The organism is Thalassovita taeanensis (assembly GCF_900110775.1).
Classification (GTDB): Bacteria; Pseudomonadota; Alphaproteobacteria; order Rhodobacterales; family Rhodobacteraceae; genus Litorimicrobium; species Litorimicrobium taeanense.
Genome location: NZ_FOEP01000016.1, coordinates 1 through 17246 on the forward strand (window position 1 = coordinate 1; position 17246 = coordinate 17246).

At 61.0% G+C, this 17246-nt stretch carries 18 protein-coding genes; 8 read left to right on the forward strand and 10 right to left on the reverse strand.

The genetic code is table 11. The features are described from left to right. Positions 1-356: 356 nt before the first annotated feature. From BSF79_RS16585 to BSF79_RS16595, 3 genes are all read left to right on the forward strand, one after another. The gene (locus BSF79_RS16585; RefSeq protein WP_090270951.1) at positions 357-599 is read left to right on the forward strand and encodes a helix-turn-helix domain-containing protein; all 243 of its coding nucleotides are present in this window, start codon (positions 357-359) and stop codon (positions 597-599) included. 1212 nt (positions 600-1811) lie between these two features. Continuing rightward, positions 1812-2249, forward strand: a complete 438-nt coding sequence (locus BSF79_RS16590; protein ID WP_090271044.1) for a universal stress protein — start codon at positions 1812-1814, stop codon at positions 2247-2249. A gap of 14 nt (positions 2250-2263) precedes the next feature. Further along, complete coding sequence (locus tag BSF79_RS16595; RefSeq protein WP_090270952.1) at positions 2264-3808, forward strand: alanine/glycine:cation symporter family protein; 1545 nt, start codon at positions 2264-2266, stop codon at positions 3806-3808. Between the two features lie 190 nt (positions 3809-3998). On the opposite strand, the gene BSF79_RS16600 is transcribed toward BSF79_RS16595, so the two are convergent. Continuing rightward, positions 3999-4331 carry a hypothetical protein gene (locus BSF79_RS16600; protein ID WP_090270953.1) on the reverse strand — a complete coding sequence of 111 codons (333 nt, stop codon included), beginning with the start codon at positions 4329-4331 and terminating at the stop codon, positions 3999-4001. Positions 4332-4413: 82 nt separating this feature from the next. Next, positions 4414-4566 (reverse strand): hypothetical protein, encoded by a 153-nt coding sequence (locus tag BSF79_RS19845; protein WP_175545361.1) that lies wholly within the window; start codon positions 4564-4566, stop codon positions 4414-4416. Between the two features lie 419 nt (positions 4567-4985). Between BSF79_RS19845 and BSF79_RS16605 the strand changes: the two genes are divergently transcribed. Then, positions 4986-5528: a sigma-70 family RNA polymerase sigma factor gene (locus BSF79_RS16605; RefSeq protein ID WP_090270954.1), complete on the forward strand. Its 543-nt coding sequence runs from the start codon at positions 4986-4988 to the stop codon at positions 5526-5528. Continuing rightward, positions 5525-6220, forward strand: coding sequence for an anti-sigma factor (locus BSF79_RS16610; RefSeq protein ID WP_090270955.1), 696 nt, complete (start codon positions 5525-5527; stop codon positions 6218-6220). The genes BSF79_RS16605 and BSF79_RS16610 overlap by 4 nt, the downstream gene beginning before the upstream one ends. A 22-nt stretch (positions 6221-6242) precedes the next feature. Here the strand turns inward: BSF79_RS16610 and nusB are convergent, their stop codons facing one another. The 5 genes from nusB to BSF79_RS16635 form a co-directional block, all read right to left on the reverse strand. After that, positions 6243-6731, reverse strand: a complete 489-nt coding sequence (nusB, locus tag BSF79_RS16615) for a transcription antitermination factor NusB (protein WP_090270956.1) — start codon at positions 6729-6731, stop codon at positions 6243-6245. Then, on the reverse strand, positions 6728-7279 hold the full coding sequence (locus tag BSF79_RS16620; RefSeq protein WP_090270957.1) for a 6,7-dimethyl-8-ribityllumazine synthase: 552 nt from the start codon (positions 7277-7279) through the stop codon (positions 6728-6730). The genes nusB and BSF79_RS16620 overlap by 4 nt, the downstream gene beginning before the upstream one ends. Next, positions 7279-8415 (reverse strand): 3,4-dihydroxy-2-butanone-4-phosphate synthase, encoded by a 1137-nt coding sequence (ribB, locus tag BSF79_RS16625; RefSeq protein WP_090270958.1) that lies wholly within the window; start codon positions 8413-8415, stop codon positions 7279-7281. The genes BSF79_RS16620 and ribB overlap by 1 nt, the downstream gene beginning before the upstream one ends. Positions 8416-8507: 92 nt before the next feature. Beyond that, a complete protein-coding gene (locus tag BSF79_RS16630) occupies positions 8508-9473 on the reverse strand; it encodes an MBL fold metallo-hydrolase (protein ID WP_090270959.1) in 966 nt (321 codons plus the stop codon). Positions 9474-9627: 154 nt separating this feature from the next. After that, positions 9628-10221, reverse strand: coding sequence for a riboflavin synthase (locus tag BSF79_RS16635; RefSeq protein ID WP_090270960.1), 594 nt, complete (start codon positions 10219-10221; stop codon positions 9628-9630). A gap of 175 nt (positions 10222-10396) precedes the next feature. Here BSF79_RS16635 and BSF79_RS16640 point away from each other — a divergent pair, with 175 nt between their 5' ends. The 3 genes from BSF79_RS16640 (at position 10397) to BSF79_RS16650 (ending at position 14959) form a co-directional block, all read left to right on the forward strand. After that, a complete protein-coding gene (locus BSF79_RS16640; protein WP_090270961.1) occupies positions 10397-11692 on the forward strand; it encodes a capsule biosynthesis protein in 1296 nt (431 codons plus the stop codon). Positions 11693-11789: 97 nt separating this feature from the next. Continuing rightward, positions 11790-12932 (forward strand): polysaccharide biosynthesis/export family protein, encoded by a 1143-nt coding sequence (locus tag BSF79_RS16645; protein WP_090270962.1) that lies wholly within the window; start codon positions 11790-11792, stop codon positions 12930-12932. A gap of 5 nt (positions 12933-12937) precedes the next feature. Next, complete coding sequence (locus tag BSF79_RS16650; protein ID WP_090270963.1) at positions 12938-14959, forward strand: capsular polysaccharide biosynthesis protein; 2022 nt, start codon at positions 12938-12940, stop codon at positions 14957-14959. Positions 14960-15033: 74 nt separating this feature from the next. Here the strand turns inward: BSF79_RS16650 and ribD are convergent, their stop codons facing one another. The 3 genes from ribD to BSF79_RS16665 all read right to left on the reverse strand — a co-directional run bounded on the left by ribD (position 15034) and on the right by BSF79_RS16665 (position 17203). After that, the gene (gene ribD, locus BSF79_RS16655; RefSeq protein ID WP_090270964.1) at positions 15034-16137 is read right to left on the reverse strand and encodes a bifunctional diaminohydroxyphosphoribosylaminopyrimidine deaminase/5-amino-6-(5-phosphoribosylamino)uracil reductase RibD; all 1104 of its coding nucleotides are present in this window, start codon (positions 16135-16137) and stop codon (positions 15034-15036) included. Then, positions 16134-16601 carry a transcriptional regulator NrdR gene (nrdR, locus tag BSF79_RS16660; protein WP_090270965.1) on the reverse strand — a complete coding sequence of 156 codons (468 nt, stop codon included), beginning with the start codon at positions 16599-16601 and terminating at the stop codon, positions 16134-16136. Before nrdR ends, ribD begins: the two co-directional genes overlap by 4 nt. 158 nt (positions 16602-16759) lie before the next feature. Further along, complete coding sequence (locus tag BSF79_RS16665; protein WP_090270966.1) at positions 16760-17203, reverse strand: hypothetical protein; 444 nt, start codon at positions 17201-17203, stop codon at positions 16760-16762. Positions 17204-17246: the final 43 nt, after the last annotated feature.

Genomic DNA, 17246 nt, shown 5'->3' on the forward strand with positions numbered 1-17246 from the left:
ATGATCTGTTCATCCGTAAATCGTGCCTTCATTTGTCCGTCCTTTTGTTGGGCGGACTCTACACAAATTTGGAGGAGTTTTAGGGGCTCAGGTCACAGTCAGGGTTTGAGTTGGGGGTGAACAAATTGCTGGAAAGGTCGTTTGCTTCAGCCACCGAAGCTCCCGCATCTATCATCCGTAGGTAGTCTACAGCGCAAACAAAAGTCCGCCCTCGCTGCACTACGTGACGCACTACGAAGAATGCAACTACCGTCAGTCCAAAGATCCACATGTGACACCCGTCAATATCCATTTTTTAGATAACTGAATTATGGATATAAGTGCTTGCACCATCTGACAAGGGTGGAATGCGGTGAATGCCAAAGACGCTAGGTGATAAAAGGCACGACGCACTCGTTGCATATATCAAAACATGCAGGTTGGCCGCAGGACTGAACCAAGCCGAAGTTGCCCAACGTTTGGGTGTATACCAGTCACACGTAGCGCGCATCGAGAGCGGGCAGCGACGTATCGACGTTATTGAGCTGATCAGACTTGGAGAAGCGCTTGGATTTGACCCAGCAGAGGCGGTCCGTAACCTTTCGGAACTCAAGGCATAATGCTGCGATAAAATTTTTTAAGGGGGGTATCTTCCCTATCCGCGCGGCCAGCTTCCCCCATAGGGCCGCCCTAGGTGCAGATCGCCGACGAGCCGCTGCATGTGCTCTGAGAGCGACGAGGGCCAGCCCTGAGAGCTAGGCCGGGGCAAGGGGTAGGGGGGGAGCTAGGCTAGGCACAGGGTACACCCATCGCCGCCCTCAGGGCTGACCTGTGGCAAGGCGTGGGCTGGCGCGGCTGATCTGTCTCTTTTGCAGACCGGGGATCAGCCCGGGGCTAACCCTGCCCTTGTGTGCCTCCCTAAGAAGAAAAGCCGGATTTGGGCTGTTTTAGCCTGTATCTGTCTTAAAAAAGAGGGGCCAGCCCTAGGTAAGCCCATAGAGCTAGCTTAGGTCAGCCCTAGGCCGGTGAATGCAGGCATAGAGACGCCCAGAGAGTTAGCCCGAGAGATGGAGAGAGATTAGAGGCTCAGTAGGTAGGACCGAATTAAGGCCATAGATAATCCCTGCATCTAATAGGCTGGATTCATCTCAGAGCCGGGATAGAGCTAGCCCATGCATGTCAAATGAACAGTAATGCCGTCGGGTTTAGAATAGACTTCCTGTTCAAGTTAATTCTGCTTGCAGTTCGCTCTAGTGTGACACAAAGTGGGACACGCAAGCAAACCACACGCTTGATAGCCAAATCCTTTCAGTGGCTTAGAGAAATGGTAGCGAGTCCGGTACTCGCCTCCACTAATTATCAGAAATCGTTCCCCTTGGTTTGCAGGTTGGTTTACACAAACCACCTCATTTTCAACTATTGGTCGCGTCTTATTGCCATCGCAATGGCTTGTTACATGGCAGCGCGGGCGCCGATTTCACTAAATCCACGGTGATCGACACAGATGTCAGAGCCAGCGCAGCTTTTGCGCGGGCTCCCGACTGTCCAACGTCACGTCAGTGCACGCCACCTCAGCACGGGGCAATCGCCCAAATACATGCCGAAAAGCCCCAGGACCCGGCCGTTTAGCCCATATTTTCCGCGCGATTCAGGCAATACGCCCGGATTAGCCCGAAACTTAGGCTTCATGACCACCCAAAATGGTTATCCTATTCGTGTGAAAGCTGTATGCGTGAAGCCCCCTTTTTTTGAACCGTACGGGGTAAATTATGTCCGGCTTTTCGGGCCACCCGCTGATCGCGGGTGGAGCAACAGGGAAAAAGGAACAAAAAATGACAACGAAATTGATAGTGGGCCTCGACGGGACAGGTTCGGGGGACAGGGCACTTGCCTTTGCAAGCAACCTTGCGGCGCTTATCGGCGACTGCGAGCTGGTGGTCGCTTACGTGATCGAATGGTCACCTTATTCTTTCCAGACACCAGAAGAGAACGCGATGCGGCACAAGCGGCGAGAAGAAGAGATTTCGACGGCGCGCGAGCGGATCATTGATCCCGCCGTAAACGAACTGACAGCCGCTGGATTGAAGGTGCAAGGCGTTGTGCGCCACGGCGATGTGGCGGACACGCTCAACGCCATTTGCGAAGAGCAAGGTGGCCAGCAGATCATCGTTTGCCGGTCCTCGGAAGGCGGGTTTGCCAAGCGTTTCTTCGGCAGCGCGACGTCGAACCTTGTCATGAGCGCAACCGTGCCTGTCACAGTCATCGCCTAGGGAAAGTAGAAATCATGAAACTGATAGCAAAAACACTCCTCGCTGCGCCGGGCATCGCGTTCGCGTTACCGGCCTACGCACAAGAGGCGATGACGCTGGACGAAAAGGTCAACTCGGCCTTTGCTAAATTCACCGGTCCTTTTGTAAGCCTGATCTTTGCCCCCCTACCCGGAACAAGCTTTCCCTGGATCGTTTTGTGGCTGGTCGTGGCGGCAACGGTCTTCACGTTTTACTTCGCCTTCGTCCAACTGCGCTTCTTCAGCCACGCCATCGCGCTGGTCAGAGGCGACTATTCTGACCCCAAAGACGCAGGCGAGGTCAGCCATTTCCAGGCGCTGACCACCGCGCTTTCCGGAACCGTTGGCTTGGGCAACATCGCTGGTGTTGCTGTGGCCGTCGGCATTGGCGGACCGGGGGCAACCTTCTGGATGATCCTGGCGGGTTTGCTGGGCATGGCTTCCAAGTTCACCGAATGTACCTTGGGTGTGAAGTACCGCAACGAATACGCCGATGGGTCCGTTTCCGGGGGGCCAATGTACTATATCTCGAAGGGGTTTGCAGAGCGCGGGTTGCCCGGCGGGAAAGTCCTGTCGGTGCTGTTTGCGATTTTCTGTATTCTTGGGGCCTTGGGCGGCGGGAACATGTTTCAGGCCAATCAGGCGCATGCGCAGATCTCTGGCATCTTCGGTGAATACCCCGGTTGGATCACCGGTATCGTCTTTGCGGTTATTGTCTTTGCGGTGATCGTTGGCGGGATCAAATCCATCGCCAATGTGACCGAAAAGGTCGTGCCGTTTATGGGCATTCTGTATGTTGGCGCGGCGCTGATCATCCTGCTGGTTAACTATGACAAGATTGGCTGGGCCTTTGGTCAGATCTTTACCGGTGCCTTTACCGGCCTGGGGATTGCGGGCGGCTTTGTCGGCGCGCTGATCCAGGGCTTCAAACGGGCCGCGTTTTCAAACGAGGCCGGTGTCGGCTCTGCGGCCATCGCCCACTCGGCGGTGCGCACCAATGAGCCGATCACCGAAGGGTTCGTTTCCCTGCTCGAGCCGCTGATCGACACGGTTGTGATCTGCACGATGACCGCTTTGGTGATCACGATCTCGGGTCAGTTGATCTCGGACCCAGCGACGGGTCTGTATGTTCTTGACGGAAGTTCCATCGCAACGGTGGATGGCAACAGCGGTGTCGCCTTGACGTCGGCGGCCTTTGCGTCCGGGATCAGCTGGTTCCCGTATGTGCTGGCGATTGCGGTTGTTCTCTTCGCCTTCTCAACCATGATTTCGTGGTCTTACTATGGGCTCAAAGCATGGACCTATCTTTTTGGCGAAGGCAAAATCTCTGAGCTGATCTTCAAAGTCATCTTCTGCGTTTTTGTGGTTATCGGCGCTGCCGCCAGCCTTGGTCCGGTCATCGACTTCTCGGATGCGGCGATCTTTGCGATGGCGGTGGTGAACATCACCGGGCTCTATTTCCTGATGTCGATTGTTCGTAAGGAGATGCACTCCTATAGCGCACGCCTTGCGTCAGGCGAGATCAAGAAGTTCAAGCACTGACAAAACAACAACGTAAGGCGGTGACCCCGCCTTACGTCAACACAAGTGATGTGTTCGAGCAGTTGTCATTGGGTTTTGCTAGACCTTTTTCGGACAAAAGGCACCCTCGATAAAATCGAAAGTGCCTTGCTCTCGTTCTAAGCCCCGCTGCCTCAGATCATTCGGCAGCGCAGCTATTTCGCAATAAGGATCAGCGACGGCGCGGAGTGCCCTGTTTGGCAGGCGCTTCGGCGTGGACCGGGATCATGCGGGTCATGTCGATGCGGATCGGATCGCGGCGACCGCCAGTCTGATCGTCGTCATCATCCTTGAGCCGCATGACGGCGATGGCGAATTGCACTCCGGCGAAAACGATCCCGTTTGCAAACCACAAGATCACCACTGCCAGCACGCCCGCATCAGAATGCGACACCAGATGCCACAGATTGGCGACGTTGAACCACAGCAGCATGGCGACAAATGCGGCAGAGATGCCAAAGCCAATTAAGACCTGAGTAATATAGAGGCGGATAAGTTTGGGCATAATGCATATCCTTTCATGCATGTAAGATATGCCCTGCCCCTTCATTTACAAGCGGCGACATGACGCGGGGCGGAGAACCGCCTTAACGCGGGCCAGAACGCGCCTGCAAAGCGGGCATCGGCGGGCGCCCGGGGCGGTTTTGGTACTGCTCGGAGAAGATATTCCGGTCGCGGGCGGCCAGCGCGCGCAGGGCGATCAACCGATTTGTGCGCGCTTTGCGCATGAGATCAGACATTGGTGGGACCTTTGGTTTAGTCAGCATATGTGGTGATGAGCCCCACGTCAGTCACGCGCGGCAGCGTGGTGTCCGAGCACGTCCGAGAACAGACTCGTGATTTCTTCACGGCTAACGCGCGGGCGGTCAGCTGCGCGTGCAGCGTTGTGGCCAACGTGGGCCGCATCGTATTTTAGGCAAAGACCGATCGTTTTGAGCAGAGAAAGCATTTTCCGGCGTCCTGTCTTATATTCCCCGCAAACAGATACGCGGGCGGATGACACAGAGTTTCAGGCCGTGGCGATTTTTTTGTCCGGCGTGTGTCGTGTTGGTTTGACAGGTGTATGAAAGCGCCGGTTGTTTTTTTTTCGCGTAAAAACATTGCCTTGTCGCAACGCTCAACTAGGCTTAGGTCAAAGACCAGTCTGAGGGAGGCCCGCATGACATCGCTTGCACAGATCGAAGCCCTGATCGCGAAAGTGTCGATTGGCGACCGCAAGGCGTTCTCGGAGCTATACGACGCGACCAGTGCGAAACTTTTCGGTGTGACGATGCGTATCTTGAAGGACAGGGCCGGAGCCGAAGACGTGGTTCAGGAGGCCTATATCAAGATCTGGCGCTATGCGGATCGGTATTTAAGCACGGGGACAAGCCCGATGACATGGATGATCACGATTGCGCGCAACTCAGCGATTGACCGGCTGCGCCGACAGCGCGAGACTGAAGATGTTGGCGATCTGACAGAGCGGTTGAGCGATCGCGGCCCGACGCCAGAGCAAAGCGTTGTTGCGGCGTCAGAGGCGGCGCGGATCGTGGGATGTCTGGATCAGCTGGAGGCCGACAAAGGCCGGGCGGTGCGCGGGGTATATCTTGAGGGGCAGAGCTATGCCGATCTGGCGGCGGTGTTTGATGTGCCGCTGAATACGATGCGGACCTGGCTGCGGCGCAGTCTGATCAGCCTGAGGGAGTGTATGAGCGCATGACCGATGCGAGTGAGAAAGACGACGATCTGCTGGCGGCGGAATATGTGCTGCGCCTGCTGGCGCCCGACGACGCGCGCGCGTTTGAGCGGCGCTTGGCGACGGATCATGGCGCGCAACAAAGTGTTGCACGCTGGGAGGCGTATTTCGCCGGGCTGAACGACGAGTTCGCCGAGGTGGTACCGCCGAAATCGGTCAAGATCGGAGTTCAGGAGCGACTGTTTGGCGCGCCGCCGCGTCGGGTGCCATTGTGGCAGCGGGCCGGGATTTGGCAGGGCATCAGCTTCGCCTCGCTGGCGGTGGCAGGGTTCTTTGCGGCGCAAAACCTGACCGTTCCGGGGCCTCAGACCGGAGCCCGCGGGCCGGTTTATGTCAGCGAGATTGCAGCGGCGGATGCCAGCCTGCGGGTGCTGGCGCTCTATGCGCCCGAGGCGGGCGAGCTTCGCATCACGCGCACCGCAGGTGCAGCGCAAGACGGCCGCGCACTGGAACTGTGGGCGATTGCGGGCGACGCCGCCCCGGTGTCGTTGGGAGTATTGCCGGGCGAGGCCAAAGCCGTTGTCACGCTGCCCGAGGGACTGCGCGCGGGCGTGGCCACGCTGGTGCTGGCGATCAGCGACGAACCGCCGGGCGGATCGCTCACCGGCGCCCCCACCGGAGCAGTATTGGCAGTTGGTCAGGTGACGGAGTTATAGCGGCGGCGATCTGACGGTCGGATCAGAACGCTTCGGGCCGAGCCTCGCGCGCCATGTGATCCAGCACGGCGTTGACGAAGCTTGGCTCTTTGCCATCGGGAAAGAAAGCGCGGGCGACGTCGACATATTCAGTGATGACCACTTTGGGCGGCGTTTCGCTTTGGACCAATTCGGCCCCGGCGGCGCGGAACAGGGCGCGCAGGGTCGGGTCGATACGGGCGATCGGCCATTTGGCCACCAGCGCGCGGTCGGTCATCTGGTCGATTTTCGCCTGCCAGTTCACCGCATCGTTCAGCACCTTGCGAAACAGCTGAGGATCACCATCCTGCATTTCGGTGCCGTCATAGGCAGCGCCAAAGCGGAATTCTACGAACTCGGACGCGATCGCTTCGGCTGTCAGGCCGGAGTGTTCCATCTGAAACAGCGCCTGCACGGCATAAAGCCGGGAGGCGGATTTCATCTTGCGCTTCTGGTTGCCCGAAAGCGGGGTCAGCTGGTCGTCGGTGCTCATGCGGTGGGGTTGTCCTTCAGTTCGCCAGCCAGCTTGTACTCTTCGGTTGCGGGCATGAAGCCCACGCCCTTGCGCTGGCCGCCCCACTTACGGCTGAGTGCGATCAGATGCAAGGCCGCGGCCGCTGCGCCGCCGCCTTTATTCTGATCGGCGGGATCTGCGCGGACTTCGGCCTGTTTTCGGTTTTCCACCGTCAGAATGCCGTTGCCAATGCAAAGGCCCTGAAGGCCCAGCAATTGCAAGGCGCGGCTGCTGTCGTTGCAGACGGTATCATAGTGGGTGGTTTCGCCGCGGATGACGCAGCCAAGGGCGACATAGCCGTCAAAGTTACTCATCCGGCCCGCAATACCGATGGCGGTGGGAATTTCCAGTGCGCCGGGAACCTCAACCAGTTCGTGGGTGGCACCGGCGGCTTCGATTTCGGCCAGGGCACCGGCGATCATATTGTCGGCGATGTCTTTATAATATGGCGAGACAACGATCAGCAGCTTGACGGGTTTGTCAAAGCTGGGGCGCGGCAGGATATAGTGGGTTTCGTGGCCAGCCATCAGATCTCTCCGGTGATTTTGCGGGTTCCGGTAATTTCCAGCCCGTACGCATCCAGCCCAACCACATTGGGCTTGGGCGAATTGGTCAGCAGGGTCAGTTTCGACAGCCCCAGCGAGGACAGGATTTGCGCGCCCAGCCCGGCCTGACGCAGGGTTTGTGGGCTGGCCTCGTCCTGCATCACCATTTTCATATGAGTGTCGCGCAACAGCACGATCACGCCGCGCCCCTCGGCGGCGATCATCCGCATCGCGTCTGCGAATTCCGCCGCTCGACCAGTGGGGCCTGCGCCGACCAGATCAAGCATCGGGTCAAGCGTGTGGACGCGGGTCAGAACCGGGACGTCTGTCGTGACATCGCCCTTGATCAGCACGATATGTTCCGAGCCTTTGATCGCATCGGTGTAAATCCGCAGGGTCCAGTCCCCGCCGAATTCCGAAACGATCTGCTGCTCCGAACGGACCTTGACCAGATTGTCATAACGACGGCGATAGGCGATCAGATCGGAAATCGTGCCGATTTTCAGCCCCTGTTTCTGGGCGAAAGCGACCAGATCGGGCAAGCGCGACATCGAGCCATCCTCGTTCATGATCTCACAAATCACACCCGAGGGGTTGAGCCCGGCAAGGCGCGACACATCCACCGCAGCCTCGGTATGGCCAGCGCGGACCAGCACGCCGCCATCACGGGCGCGCAGCGGGAACACATGCCCCGGCGTTGCGATATCGGCCGAGGATTTACCCGCGTCGATCGCCACAGCCACGGTGCGGGCGCGGTCATGGGCGGAAATGCCGGTGCTGACGCCCTCGCGCGCCTCGATCGACACGGTAAACGCGGTTTCATGCCGCGAGGAATTGTAGGACGCCATCAAGGGCAAACCCAGCGCGTCGACGCGTTCGCCGGTCAGCGTCAGGCAGATCAACCCGCGCCCGTGCATCGCCATGAAGTTGATCGCCTCGGGCGTGGCCATCTGGGCCGGGATCACTAGATCGCCTTCGTTTTCGCGGTCTTCGTGATCAACAAGGATGAACATCCGGCCGTTGCGGGCATCCTCGATGATCTCTTCGATCGGGCTGATCGCGTCGCGCCAGTTTTCCTCAACCGGACCGGGCGTTTCAAAAGGCGCTGTGTCGGACATGGGATCCCCTCTCGGATTTCACCCCGCCAGATACCGCAGGCGGGGTGGAAATGCCAGAGGCAACGCGGCGTCTTGGCTGCCGAAAACGTTGCTCAGAACTGCCAGAGTGCCGGGATGAAGCTGAAGTCCTCTCCCTCGCGCAGGACATGGCCGACGCCGGGGAAGGGAAAGTGATAGCCCAGCACCGCGATCCGATCGGTTGCAGCCATATCCAGCAGGCGCCTCCGGGTGGCCACGGTCAGATCGCCAATCGTGTCGGTACCGTTGAACCAGTCGGGGCGGCGGAAGCTCAACCACGCGTGGGTCATCGCATCGCCAAGCGCCATCAATTGCTGGCCATCACTCTCGATCAAAACGCTCATGTGGCCCGGCGTGTGGCCGGGGGTGTCGATGACGCGGATGCCCGGCGCGACCTCCTGCCCGTCAGTGGCCAGTACCCATTCGACGCCGTCACAATTGATGGAATTCACCGCGCCCAGCACGAATTGCTGATCGGCGGGCTCGACCTTGTTGACCAGATCATCCTGCATCCAATAGGCGTGCTCGGCAGCCCCCAACACATATTCCGCGTCCGGAAAAATCGCCTCGTCGAAATCATCGCGGATGCCCCAGATGTGATCAGGATGGGCGTGGGTGATGACCACGTGGGTGATCGTGGACGGGTCCACCCCCGCCGCTGCCATATTAGCCAAAAGCCGCCCCGTGGTATCAAAGAAGCGGTTGCCCGAACCGACATCCACCAGCACCTTGGCCTCGTCCAACTCGATCAGCAGGTGGTTGGTATGAGAGTACCCCTGTTCGGGTGACAGATAATGCGCCTCCAGAAAGGCGCGCACCTCAGCCGGATCGGCATTTATTCCGACGCCGCCGGTAGGCACCTGAAAATACCCGTCCGATAGAATCGTCAGCTTGGCTTCGCCCAGCGTGAAACGGAAATGCGCGGGGTTTTCCCCCTGCGGGGCGCCCAGATCAGCCCGCGCCATGCTCGGCAGCGCAAAGGCGGGGGCCATTGCGGCCAGTCTCAGAATTTCACGACGGCTGGGGGTGAACATGCTCATTTTAGACCCTCCCTGTTCGCGCCCAAGGATAAAGCAGTTCCAGCCGGACGCAACACAATACATGAATGTGTCTCGCCGCACCTGGCTTCTTTCTGATCCAAATACTCACCTTCGACAGACCCGGTGCAGGGCCGACCCCGCCGCAGGGGCGCGATCAGACCGGGTCGAATTCGCGCAGCCGGGCGACATAGCGCGCCAGCGTGTCGATCTCGAGGTTGATGTTGTCCCCGACGCCCACATCGCCCCAGGTCGTCATTTCCTTGGTATGCGGGATGAAGTTGATACCGAACTCGCGGCCTTCGACTTCATTCACCGTCAACGAGGTACCATTCAGCGCGATCGAGCCTTTGGGCGCGATATACCGCGCCAGCGCGGCGGGGGCGCGCAGGGTGACGCGGGTGCTGTCGCCTTCGTCTTTCATTGCCACCACCTCGGCCACGCCATCGACATGGCCTGACACGATATGCCCGCCCAGCTCATCCCCGACCTTCAGCGCGCGTTCCAGGTTCACCCGATGCCCGGCGCCCCATTGGGCAAGGTTGGTTTTTGACACGGTTTCCGCCGAGACATCGACATCAAACCAATCGGCGCCCTTGGCGATCACCGTCAGGCAAACCCCGTCGCAGGCGATGGATGCGCCCAGATCAACGCGGTGCATGTCATAGCGCGTGCCGATGCGCGCGCGCAGGTCGCCGCGCTGTTCAAGCTGCCGAACTTCGCCAATATCGGTAATGATGCCTGTAAACATGGTCGCCCCTCTGGTGATCGTCGTAGTAAACTTGCGATACTCCGTGCTCTGAGGTAGCCGTTAGGTTTCGGACTGACAAGCCGGTGACTGCTCGGATTTCGCCATATTATTGCCCGAGACATAGAGTAACCCTAGGGAAACACTTTTGAGACGAGCAATGACGAGTAATATTGGTATGAGTATCCCGACCAAACAACCGCGCGTTTTTTTGTGCCTTCAGGGGCCGCATGGGCCATTCTTTCACCAGTTGGGAAAGATGCTGCGACGGGCGGGCATGCAGGTCTGGCGCGTCGGCTTCAACGCGGGCGACCGGGCGTTCTGGTTTCATCCCTCCAGCTATATCCCCTATTGCGGACGGCCCGAGGACTGGCCCGATGCCTTCGAGGCGCTGGTGGCCGAAAAGGGTGTGACCGATATCGTGCTCTACGGCGACACCCGCGCCATTCATTCCGAGGCGGTGGCACGGGCGCAGCGCGCGGGCCTGATGGTGCATGTGTTCGAGGAAGGGTATTTGCGCCCCTTCTGGGTCACCTACGAGCGCGGCGGGACCAATGGCAACTCGCGGCTGATGCACACCAGTGTGAAACAGATGCGTCGGGCTTTGGCCTTGTCGGATACATCCTCGCCTCCGGCCCCGCCGGGCCATTGGGGCGACATGCGGCAGCATGTGTTTTACGGCGCGCTGTATCATTGGTTCGTGATGTTCCGAAACGGGCAGTATCGCAAATTCCGGCCGCATCGGGATCTGTCGGTCACGCAGGAATTCAAACTGTATCTGCGTCGGCTGGTGATGACCCCGGTCTTGATGGCCGAGCGCGGTCTGGCGACGTTTCGGATCAAGCATGGCGGGTTTCCCTATCATCTGGCGTTGTTGCAGCTTGAGCATGACAGCAGCTTCCAGAAGCATTCGCCCTTTGACACGATGGCCGAGTTCCTGGAACTGAGCATTCGCGGCTTTGCCGAAGGCGCGCCGGGGCATCATCATCTGGTGATCAAGGCGCACCCACTGGAGGATGGCCGGGTGCCGTTGCGCCAGGAAATCGCCCGCATCGCCAAAGAGGCGGGCGTGGCCGACCGGGTGCATTTCGTGCGCGGTGGCAAGCTGGCGCGGTTGCTGAACGAGGCACGCAGCGCGGTCACGGTCAATTCCACCGCCGCACAGCAGGTGCTGTGGCGCGGTATCCCGCTGAAGGTCTTTGGCGATGCGGTCTATGCCAAGCCGGAATTTGTGTCGGATCAGGCCTTGCCTGCGTTTTTCGCCGGGGCCAAGCGGCCCGATCTGTCAGCCTATCGCGACTATCGCCGCTATCTGCTTGAAACCAGCCAAATCCCCGGTGGGTTCTATTCTGCGCGCGGGCGCAGGCAGTTGCTTCGCCACGTTGTTGACATGATGCTTTCGCCCGAAGACCCATATGAGGCACTAAAATCGGGAACCGCGGCTCCACGGCAACAGTTGCGCCTGGTGACCTGAACAACACAACCTGTAGCGCTAGATTTTTGTTCTGGATTCCGCTAAGTTGGTCAAAAGACTTGAGGCAGAATAATAACAAGGTCGAGGAGACCGAGCAGTGAAACCCTTTGCAAGCCGCCGGGCGAAGTCCGTCGCCCTTTTTGCTATCGTCGCGCTGGTTGCCTCTTGTGGCCTGCCGCGGACCGGCCCCACCAAAAAAGAAATTTTCGCAGGATCGATCATGAACGAGGGTGATGCCTTCATCGTGTCGGTCAATGATCGGGTAACGCGCGCCACAGCTGTTGTTCCGGCGCTTGGGTTTTCCGACCAGTTCACCCGCGCGGCACAGCTTGGGTCGGACGTGATCCGCCCCGGCGACACCCTGAGCCTGACGGTGTGGGAAAACGTCGAGGACGGGCTGCTGGCCAGCGCTGCAAGTTCGGCCACCACCTTGGCCGAGGTGCAGGTCGATGGCGCGGGGTTCATCTTTGTGCCCTATGCAGGTCGGGTGCGGGCTGCGGGCAACACGCCCGAAGCGCTGCGCCGGATCATCACTTCCAAACTGGAAGACCAGACACCCGACCCGCAGGTCGAAGTGCGCCGCTCGGCCGGGGATGGCTCGACCGTGTCGCTGGTTGGTGCGGTGGGCGCGCAAGGCGTCTTCGCCATCGAGCGTCCGACCCGGACGCTGGCCACGATGTTGGCCCGCGCAGGCGGTGTAACGATCGAGCCCGAGATTGCTCAGATCACCGTGACGCGCGGCACCGAGCACGGGCGGATCTGGTTGCAGGATCTCTATGCACACCCCGAATTGGACATCGCCCTGCGCGGCGGTGACCGTATTCTGGTCGAGGGCGACACCCGCACCTTTACCGCGCTGGGGGCCACCGGCACCCAATCGCGTGTCGGGTTCGAAAGCCAGACCGTTTCAGCGGTTGAGGCAATTGCCCAAGTTGGCGGTCTGGTGTCCAGCGCCGCCGATCCGACCGGCGTTTTTGTTTTCCGCAACGAACCGGCTGAGATTGCCAATCAGGTTCTGGGGCGCAATGACCTGCAAGGGGCGCAGCGGATGGTCTATGTTCTGGACCTGACCGAGCCGAACGGGCTGTTCATGGCGCGTGACTTTGCCGTGCGCGACGAGGATACGCTCTATGTGACCGAAGCGCCGTTCACCCAGTGGAACAAGACGATTTCGGCACTGACCGGCACGCTTAGCTCGGTTGGGACTGTGAGTTCGGGCGTCACCTCTCTCGGGGGATAAGCCCTTTGACTGGACGCGAATTTGACGAAGCCGCCGGGGAAGCAACGCCCCGGCGGCTTTTCTATTTCAACGCGGGGTTCCTGAAGCAACGCCGGGTGCGGCGGATTGTTCAGCTGGCGGGATATGATCTGAGGCTGGGCAAACCCGGTGCCGAAGATCTGATCGCGGTCTGGGGCCATTCCCCCTATGCCGCGCGGGGCGAGGCGGTGGCGGATAAGACCGGTGCCGCGATCATCCGGGTGGAGGACGCATTTTTACGCTCGATGCAGCCGGGCCGCGCCGGAGAGCCGCCGCTGGGCTTGGTGATCGACCGCAAGGGAATGCATTATGACAGTTCTGCCCCCTCGGATCTGGAAGAGCTGCTGGCGACCCATCCGTTGGATGATACGGCATTGTTGGCGCGCGCACGCGGCTGTATCGCGCGGCTGCGCGAGGCGGACCTGAGCAAATATTACGGCTATGACCCGGCGGCCCCCCTGCCCGCTCCGGGGTATGTTCTGGTAGTGGATCAGACGCGCGGCGATGCCTCGGTCACGCGGGGGCGGGCCGACAGCAACACCTTCCGCGAGATGCTGTATTACGCGCAGGAGGAAAACCCCGGCGCGCGGATTGTGATCAAGACCCACCCCGAGACCGCACAGGGGTATCGGCAGGGGTATTTTGGCACAGATGTGGCAAGCAAGCAGGTCGAGCTGTTTGACGGCGCAGTCAGCCCCTGGGCGCTGCTGGAGGGGGCGGTGGCGGTGTATACCGTGTCATCACAGATGGGGTTCGAGGCGATCTTGGCCGGGCACCGGCCAAAGGTCTTTGGCCAGCCGTTTTATGCAGGCTGGGGGCTGAGCGAAGATTTCACCCCGGTTGCACGGCGGCAGCGTAACCTGACGCGGGCGCAATTGTTCGCCGGGGCGATGCTGCTGTATCCGCTTTGGTATGATCCCTATCGCGACCGGTTGTGCAGCGCCGAGCAGGCGATCGAGGCGGCGGCGGCTCAGGCACGGGCATGGCGCGAGGATCGGCTGGGCTGGGATGCGGCGGGGATGCGGCTGTGGAAGCGCCGGGCGCTGAACGGGTTTTTCGGCGGCGTGAAACCGGTGCGGTTTCGGGCACGGATGACGGCAGTGGGTCATGCGCGCGGGGCGATGGTCTGGGCCGGCAAGGCTGATCTGGCGCCGGAGGCTGCGGTGCGGATCGAGGACGGGTTTCTGCGCTCGCGCGGATTGGGGGCCGAGCTGGTACCGCCGCTGTCGCTGGTCTGTGACGATCTGGGAATTTATTACGATCCGACGCGGGAAAGCCGGTTGGAGCGATTGATTGCCGCACGCGCACGCCTGCGCCCCGATCAAGAGCTGCGAGCGCAGGCGTTGCGGGTGCAGGTCTGCCGGGCGGGCCTGAGCAAGTATAATCTGGGCGGCGCCCTGCCCGATCTGCCCGAGGGGCGGCGCATTCTGGTGCCGGGTCAGGTGGAGGACGATGCCTCGATCCGGTTGGGGGCGGGCGATGTCTGTACCAATCTGGGGTTGCTGCGCGCGGCGCGGGCGGCCAACCCGGACGCGGTGATCCTGTATAAGCCGCACCCGGATGTCGAGGCCGGGCTGCGCCCCGGCGCGGTGCCGCACGATGCAGCGCTGGAGCTGGCGGATGCGGTTCTGGAGCAGGCCGATCCGGTGGCGGTGCTGGACCAGGTGCAGGAGGTTTGGACCATGACCTCGCTTCTGGGGTTCGAGGCGCTGTTGCGCGGGGTGAAGGTGGTGGTACTGGGCACGCCGTTTTACGCCGGTTGGGGCCTGACTCGCGATCTGGGCCGAGTGCCCGCGCGACGGCAGGCGCATGTAGCGCTGGACGGGTTGGTGCATGCGGTGTTGATCGACTATCCGCGCTACCGCGATCCGGTGACAGGGCTGGCCTGCCCGGTGGAGGTGATCGTGGACCGGCTGGCCGCGGGCACGGTGCCGACAATGGGGCGCGCGGCGCGGGTGTTGGCGAAGGTGCAGGGGATATTTGCGGGCTGGGCGCATCTGTGGCGCTGAGTACGCGGGCTGCGACGGCGGTTTGAGTATTTTTATCAGAAAGAAACTGGGAGCCGATTGAAGCGGTTCACGCGTCAGGCGGGCACGCGAAGCCAGCGGTGCATGATGTCGGGGCCAAGAGCGCGGGTTTCGGACAGGGCAAAGCGTGGGGCTTCGGGCAGGTGAGCCAAGCCCAGAGCCCCGATTGCGGGCAGGCCTTCGGCGCCGATGGCAAGGCCTGCGGTGAAGCCGATCAGCTCGTCCACCAAATCGGCGTGGAGCAGAGAGGCGGCAAGGGTGCTGCCACCCTCGCAGAAGATGCGGGTCAGGCCGAGGCGGCCAAGCTCATGCAGGGCCGAGGTGGGGTCGACTTGCCGACCGTTGAGGGCGCAGGGGATCAGGCGCGCGCCCAGCCCGGTCCAGGCGCTGGTCAGGCTTGGATCGGTATTGGGGCCGTGGCAAATCCAGACCGGCACCTCGTTGGCGGTGCGGGCAAGCTGCCCCGACAGAGGCAGGTCAAGCCGACGCGAGATGACAATGCGCAGCGGCTGACGGGTCACGCCCATATCGCGGACGGTCAGGGACGGATCATCAACGCGGGCGGTGCCTGCGCCGACCATCACCGCATCGTGGCGCGCGCGCAAGGCGTGCACCATGCGACGGGCCGGGGGGGCGGTGATCCATTGGCTTTCGCCGGTGGCCGTGGCGATGCGGCCATCGAAACTGCTGGCGAGTTTCAGGGTCAACCATGGCCGCGTCTGCTGCCCGGCGCGCAGGAAGAACCCGGCGTGATCATGGGCGGCCTGTTCGGCCAGCAGGCCGGTGCTGACCTCAACCCCCGCGGCGCGGAGTATTTCAAAGCCGCGCCCCGAAACGCGCGGATCGGTGTCGGCCAGCGGTGCCACGACGCGGGTAATACCGGCGGCAATCAGCGCTTCGGCGCAGGGCGGTGTCTGGCCATGATGGGCGCAGGGTTCGAGACTGACATAGGCCGTGGCGCCGCGCGCCAGTGGCCCGGCCTGCGCCAGAGCCTGAGGTTCGGCATGCGGCCTGCCGCCGGGGGCGGTCCAGCCGCGCCCGACAATACGACCATCGCGCACGATCACGCAGCCGACAGCCGGGTTGGGCCAAGTGTTGCCCTGCCCGCGCCGCCCCAGCGACAGGGCCAGCGCAAGGAAGCGTTTATCCGTATCGCTCACTCTTCGCGCGCGGCATCTGGGCGCAGCTCGGAGACGAATTTATCGAAATCGTCTGCGGCTTGGAAGTTTTTGTAAACGCTGGCAAATCTCACATAGGCGACGGTGTCGATGCGCGCGAGCGCCTCCATCACGATCTCGCCAATGGTTTTTGAGGGAATATCGGTTTCGCCCAGGCTTTCGAGCCGCCGGACGATGCCCGAGATCATCTGATCCATACGCTCGGGTTCGACAGGGCGTTTTTGCAGGCTGATCCGAACCGAGCGTTCCAGCTTGTCGCGGTCGAACTCTTCGCGCCGACCGTTTGATTTAATCACCACCAGATCGCGTAGCTGCACGCGTTCGTAGGTCGTGAACCGTCCGCCGCAGGCGGGGCAAAACCGCCGCCGCCGGATCGAAACGTGATCCTCGGCCGGGCGAGAATCCTTCACCTGCGTATCAATATTTCCGCAAAACGGGCAACGCATCGCCGGTCCCCTCTTGTTTCCGCCTCAGTCTGTGGGGTGCGCCCCCAACTTATCCACAGGTACTATAGGGCAGCCTCTAGAGTTTGGGTAGACGGAAAGTGCCGCCGCTAAATGGGCGAAAACCGGTCCGGTCTGTCATGCGCCAAGGCGCTGTAGCGTCACGGAAACCAATCGGAGTCCCCGGCATCGAAATCACGATCAGAACAAAAGCTGCGCGCATGTGACACAGACAGGTTGAAGCCCGGTTTGCGCATGGACACAAAGTAATTGCCACCTTCACCGGGGCGCGGCCCCTGTGCCAAGGCGGGCGTGGGGGCGACGGTATAGACGACGGCGGATTTGCCGGGTTCCGTTTGGGCCGGGCCAAGGCCGGATTCAATGAAGATGCGCGATGTGGTCGGCCTGCCAAGCTGGGTCTGAGCATAGCTGGCGGCAGCGCACCAGAATTCGCGTGGCCCGGTGCCGGGGCGCGAAATCACCTCGAACGAACCGGGGACCGAGAGCGGCGTGACCACGAGCCGGTTCTCGGCAATATAGGCCTGTGCCGGAAGGGCGGTCGCAAGGCTTGCGATCAGGGCGAGGGACAAAGGAGCGAGACGCATGGAGAACCTCCGGTGATGCGGATACATTCAAAAGTAGGAGTTT

Bases quoted from the DNA above. Each gene is read 5' to 3' on its own strand.
- BSF79_RS16585 (WP_090270951.1), top strand. From the start codon at position 357: ATGCCAAAGACGCTAGGTGATAAAAGGCACGACGCACTCGTTGCATAT.
- BSF79_RS16590 (WP_090271044.1), top strand. From the start codon at position 1,812: ATGACAACGAAATTGATAGTGGGCCTCGACGGGACAGGTTCGGGGGAC.
- BSF79_RS16595 (WP_090270952.1), top strand. From the start codon at position 2,264: ATGAAACTGATAGCAAAAACACTCCTCGCTGCGCCGGGCATCGCGTTC.
- BSF79_RS16600 (WP_090270953.1), bottom strand. From the start codon at position 4,331: ATGCCCAAACTTATCCGCCTCTATATTACTCAGGTCTTAATTGGCTTT.
- BSF79_RS19845 (WP_175545361.1), bottom strand. From the start codon at position 4,566: ATGTCTGATCTCATGCGCAAAGCGCGCACAAATCGGTTGATCGCCCTG.
- BSF79_RS16605 (WP_090270954.1), top strand. From the start codon at position 4,986: ATGACATCGCTTGCACAGATCGAAGCCCTGATCGCGAAAGTGTCGATT.
- BSF79_RS16610 (WP_090270955.1), top strand. From the start codon at position 5,525: ATGACCGATGCGAGTGAGAAAGACGACGATCTGCTGGCGGCGGAATAT.
- nusB (WP_090270956.1), bottom strand. From the start codon at position 6,731: ATGAGCACCGACGACCAGCTGACCCCGCTTTCGGGCAACCAGAAGCGC.
- BSF79_RS16620 (WP_090270957.1), bottom strand. From the start codon at position 7,279: ATGGCTGGCCACGAAACCCACTATATCCTGCCGCGCCCCAGCTTTGAC.
- ribB (WP_090270958.1), bottom strand. From the start codon at position 8,415: ATGTCCGACACAGCGCCTTTTGAAACGCCCGGTCCGGTTGAGGAAAAC.
- BSF79_RS16630 (WP_090270959.1), bottom strand. From the start codon at position 9,473: ATGAGCATGTTCACCCCCAGCCGTCGTGAAATTCTGAGACTGGCCGCA.
- BSF79_RS16635 (WP_090270960.1), bottom strand. From the start codon at position 10,221: ATGTTTACAGGCATCATTACCGATATTGGCGAAGTTCGGCAGCTTGAA.
- BSF79_RS16640 (WP_090270961.1), top strand. From the start codon at position 10,397: ATGAGTATCCCGACCAAACAACCGCGCGTTTTTTTGTGCCTTCAGGGG.
- nrdR (WP_090270965.1), bottom strand. From the start codon at position 16,601: ATGCGTTGCCCGTTTTGCGGAAATATTGATACGCAGGTGAAGGATTCT.
- BSF79_RS16665 (WP_090270966.1), bottom strand. From the start codon at position 17,203: ATGCGTCTCGCTCCTTTGTCCCTCGCCCTGATCGCAAGCCTTGCGACC.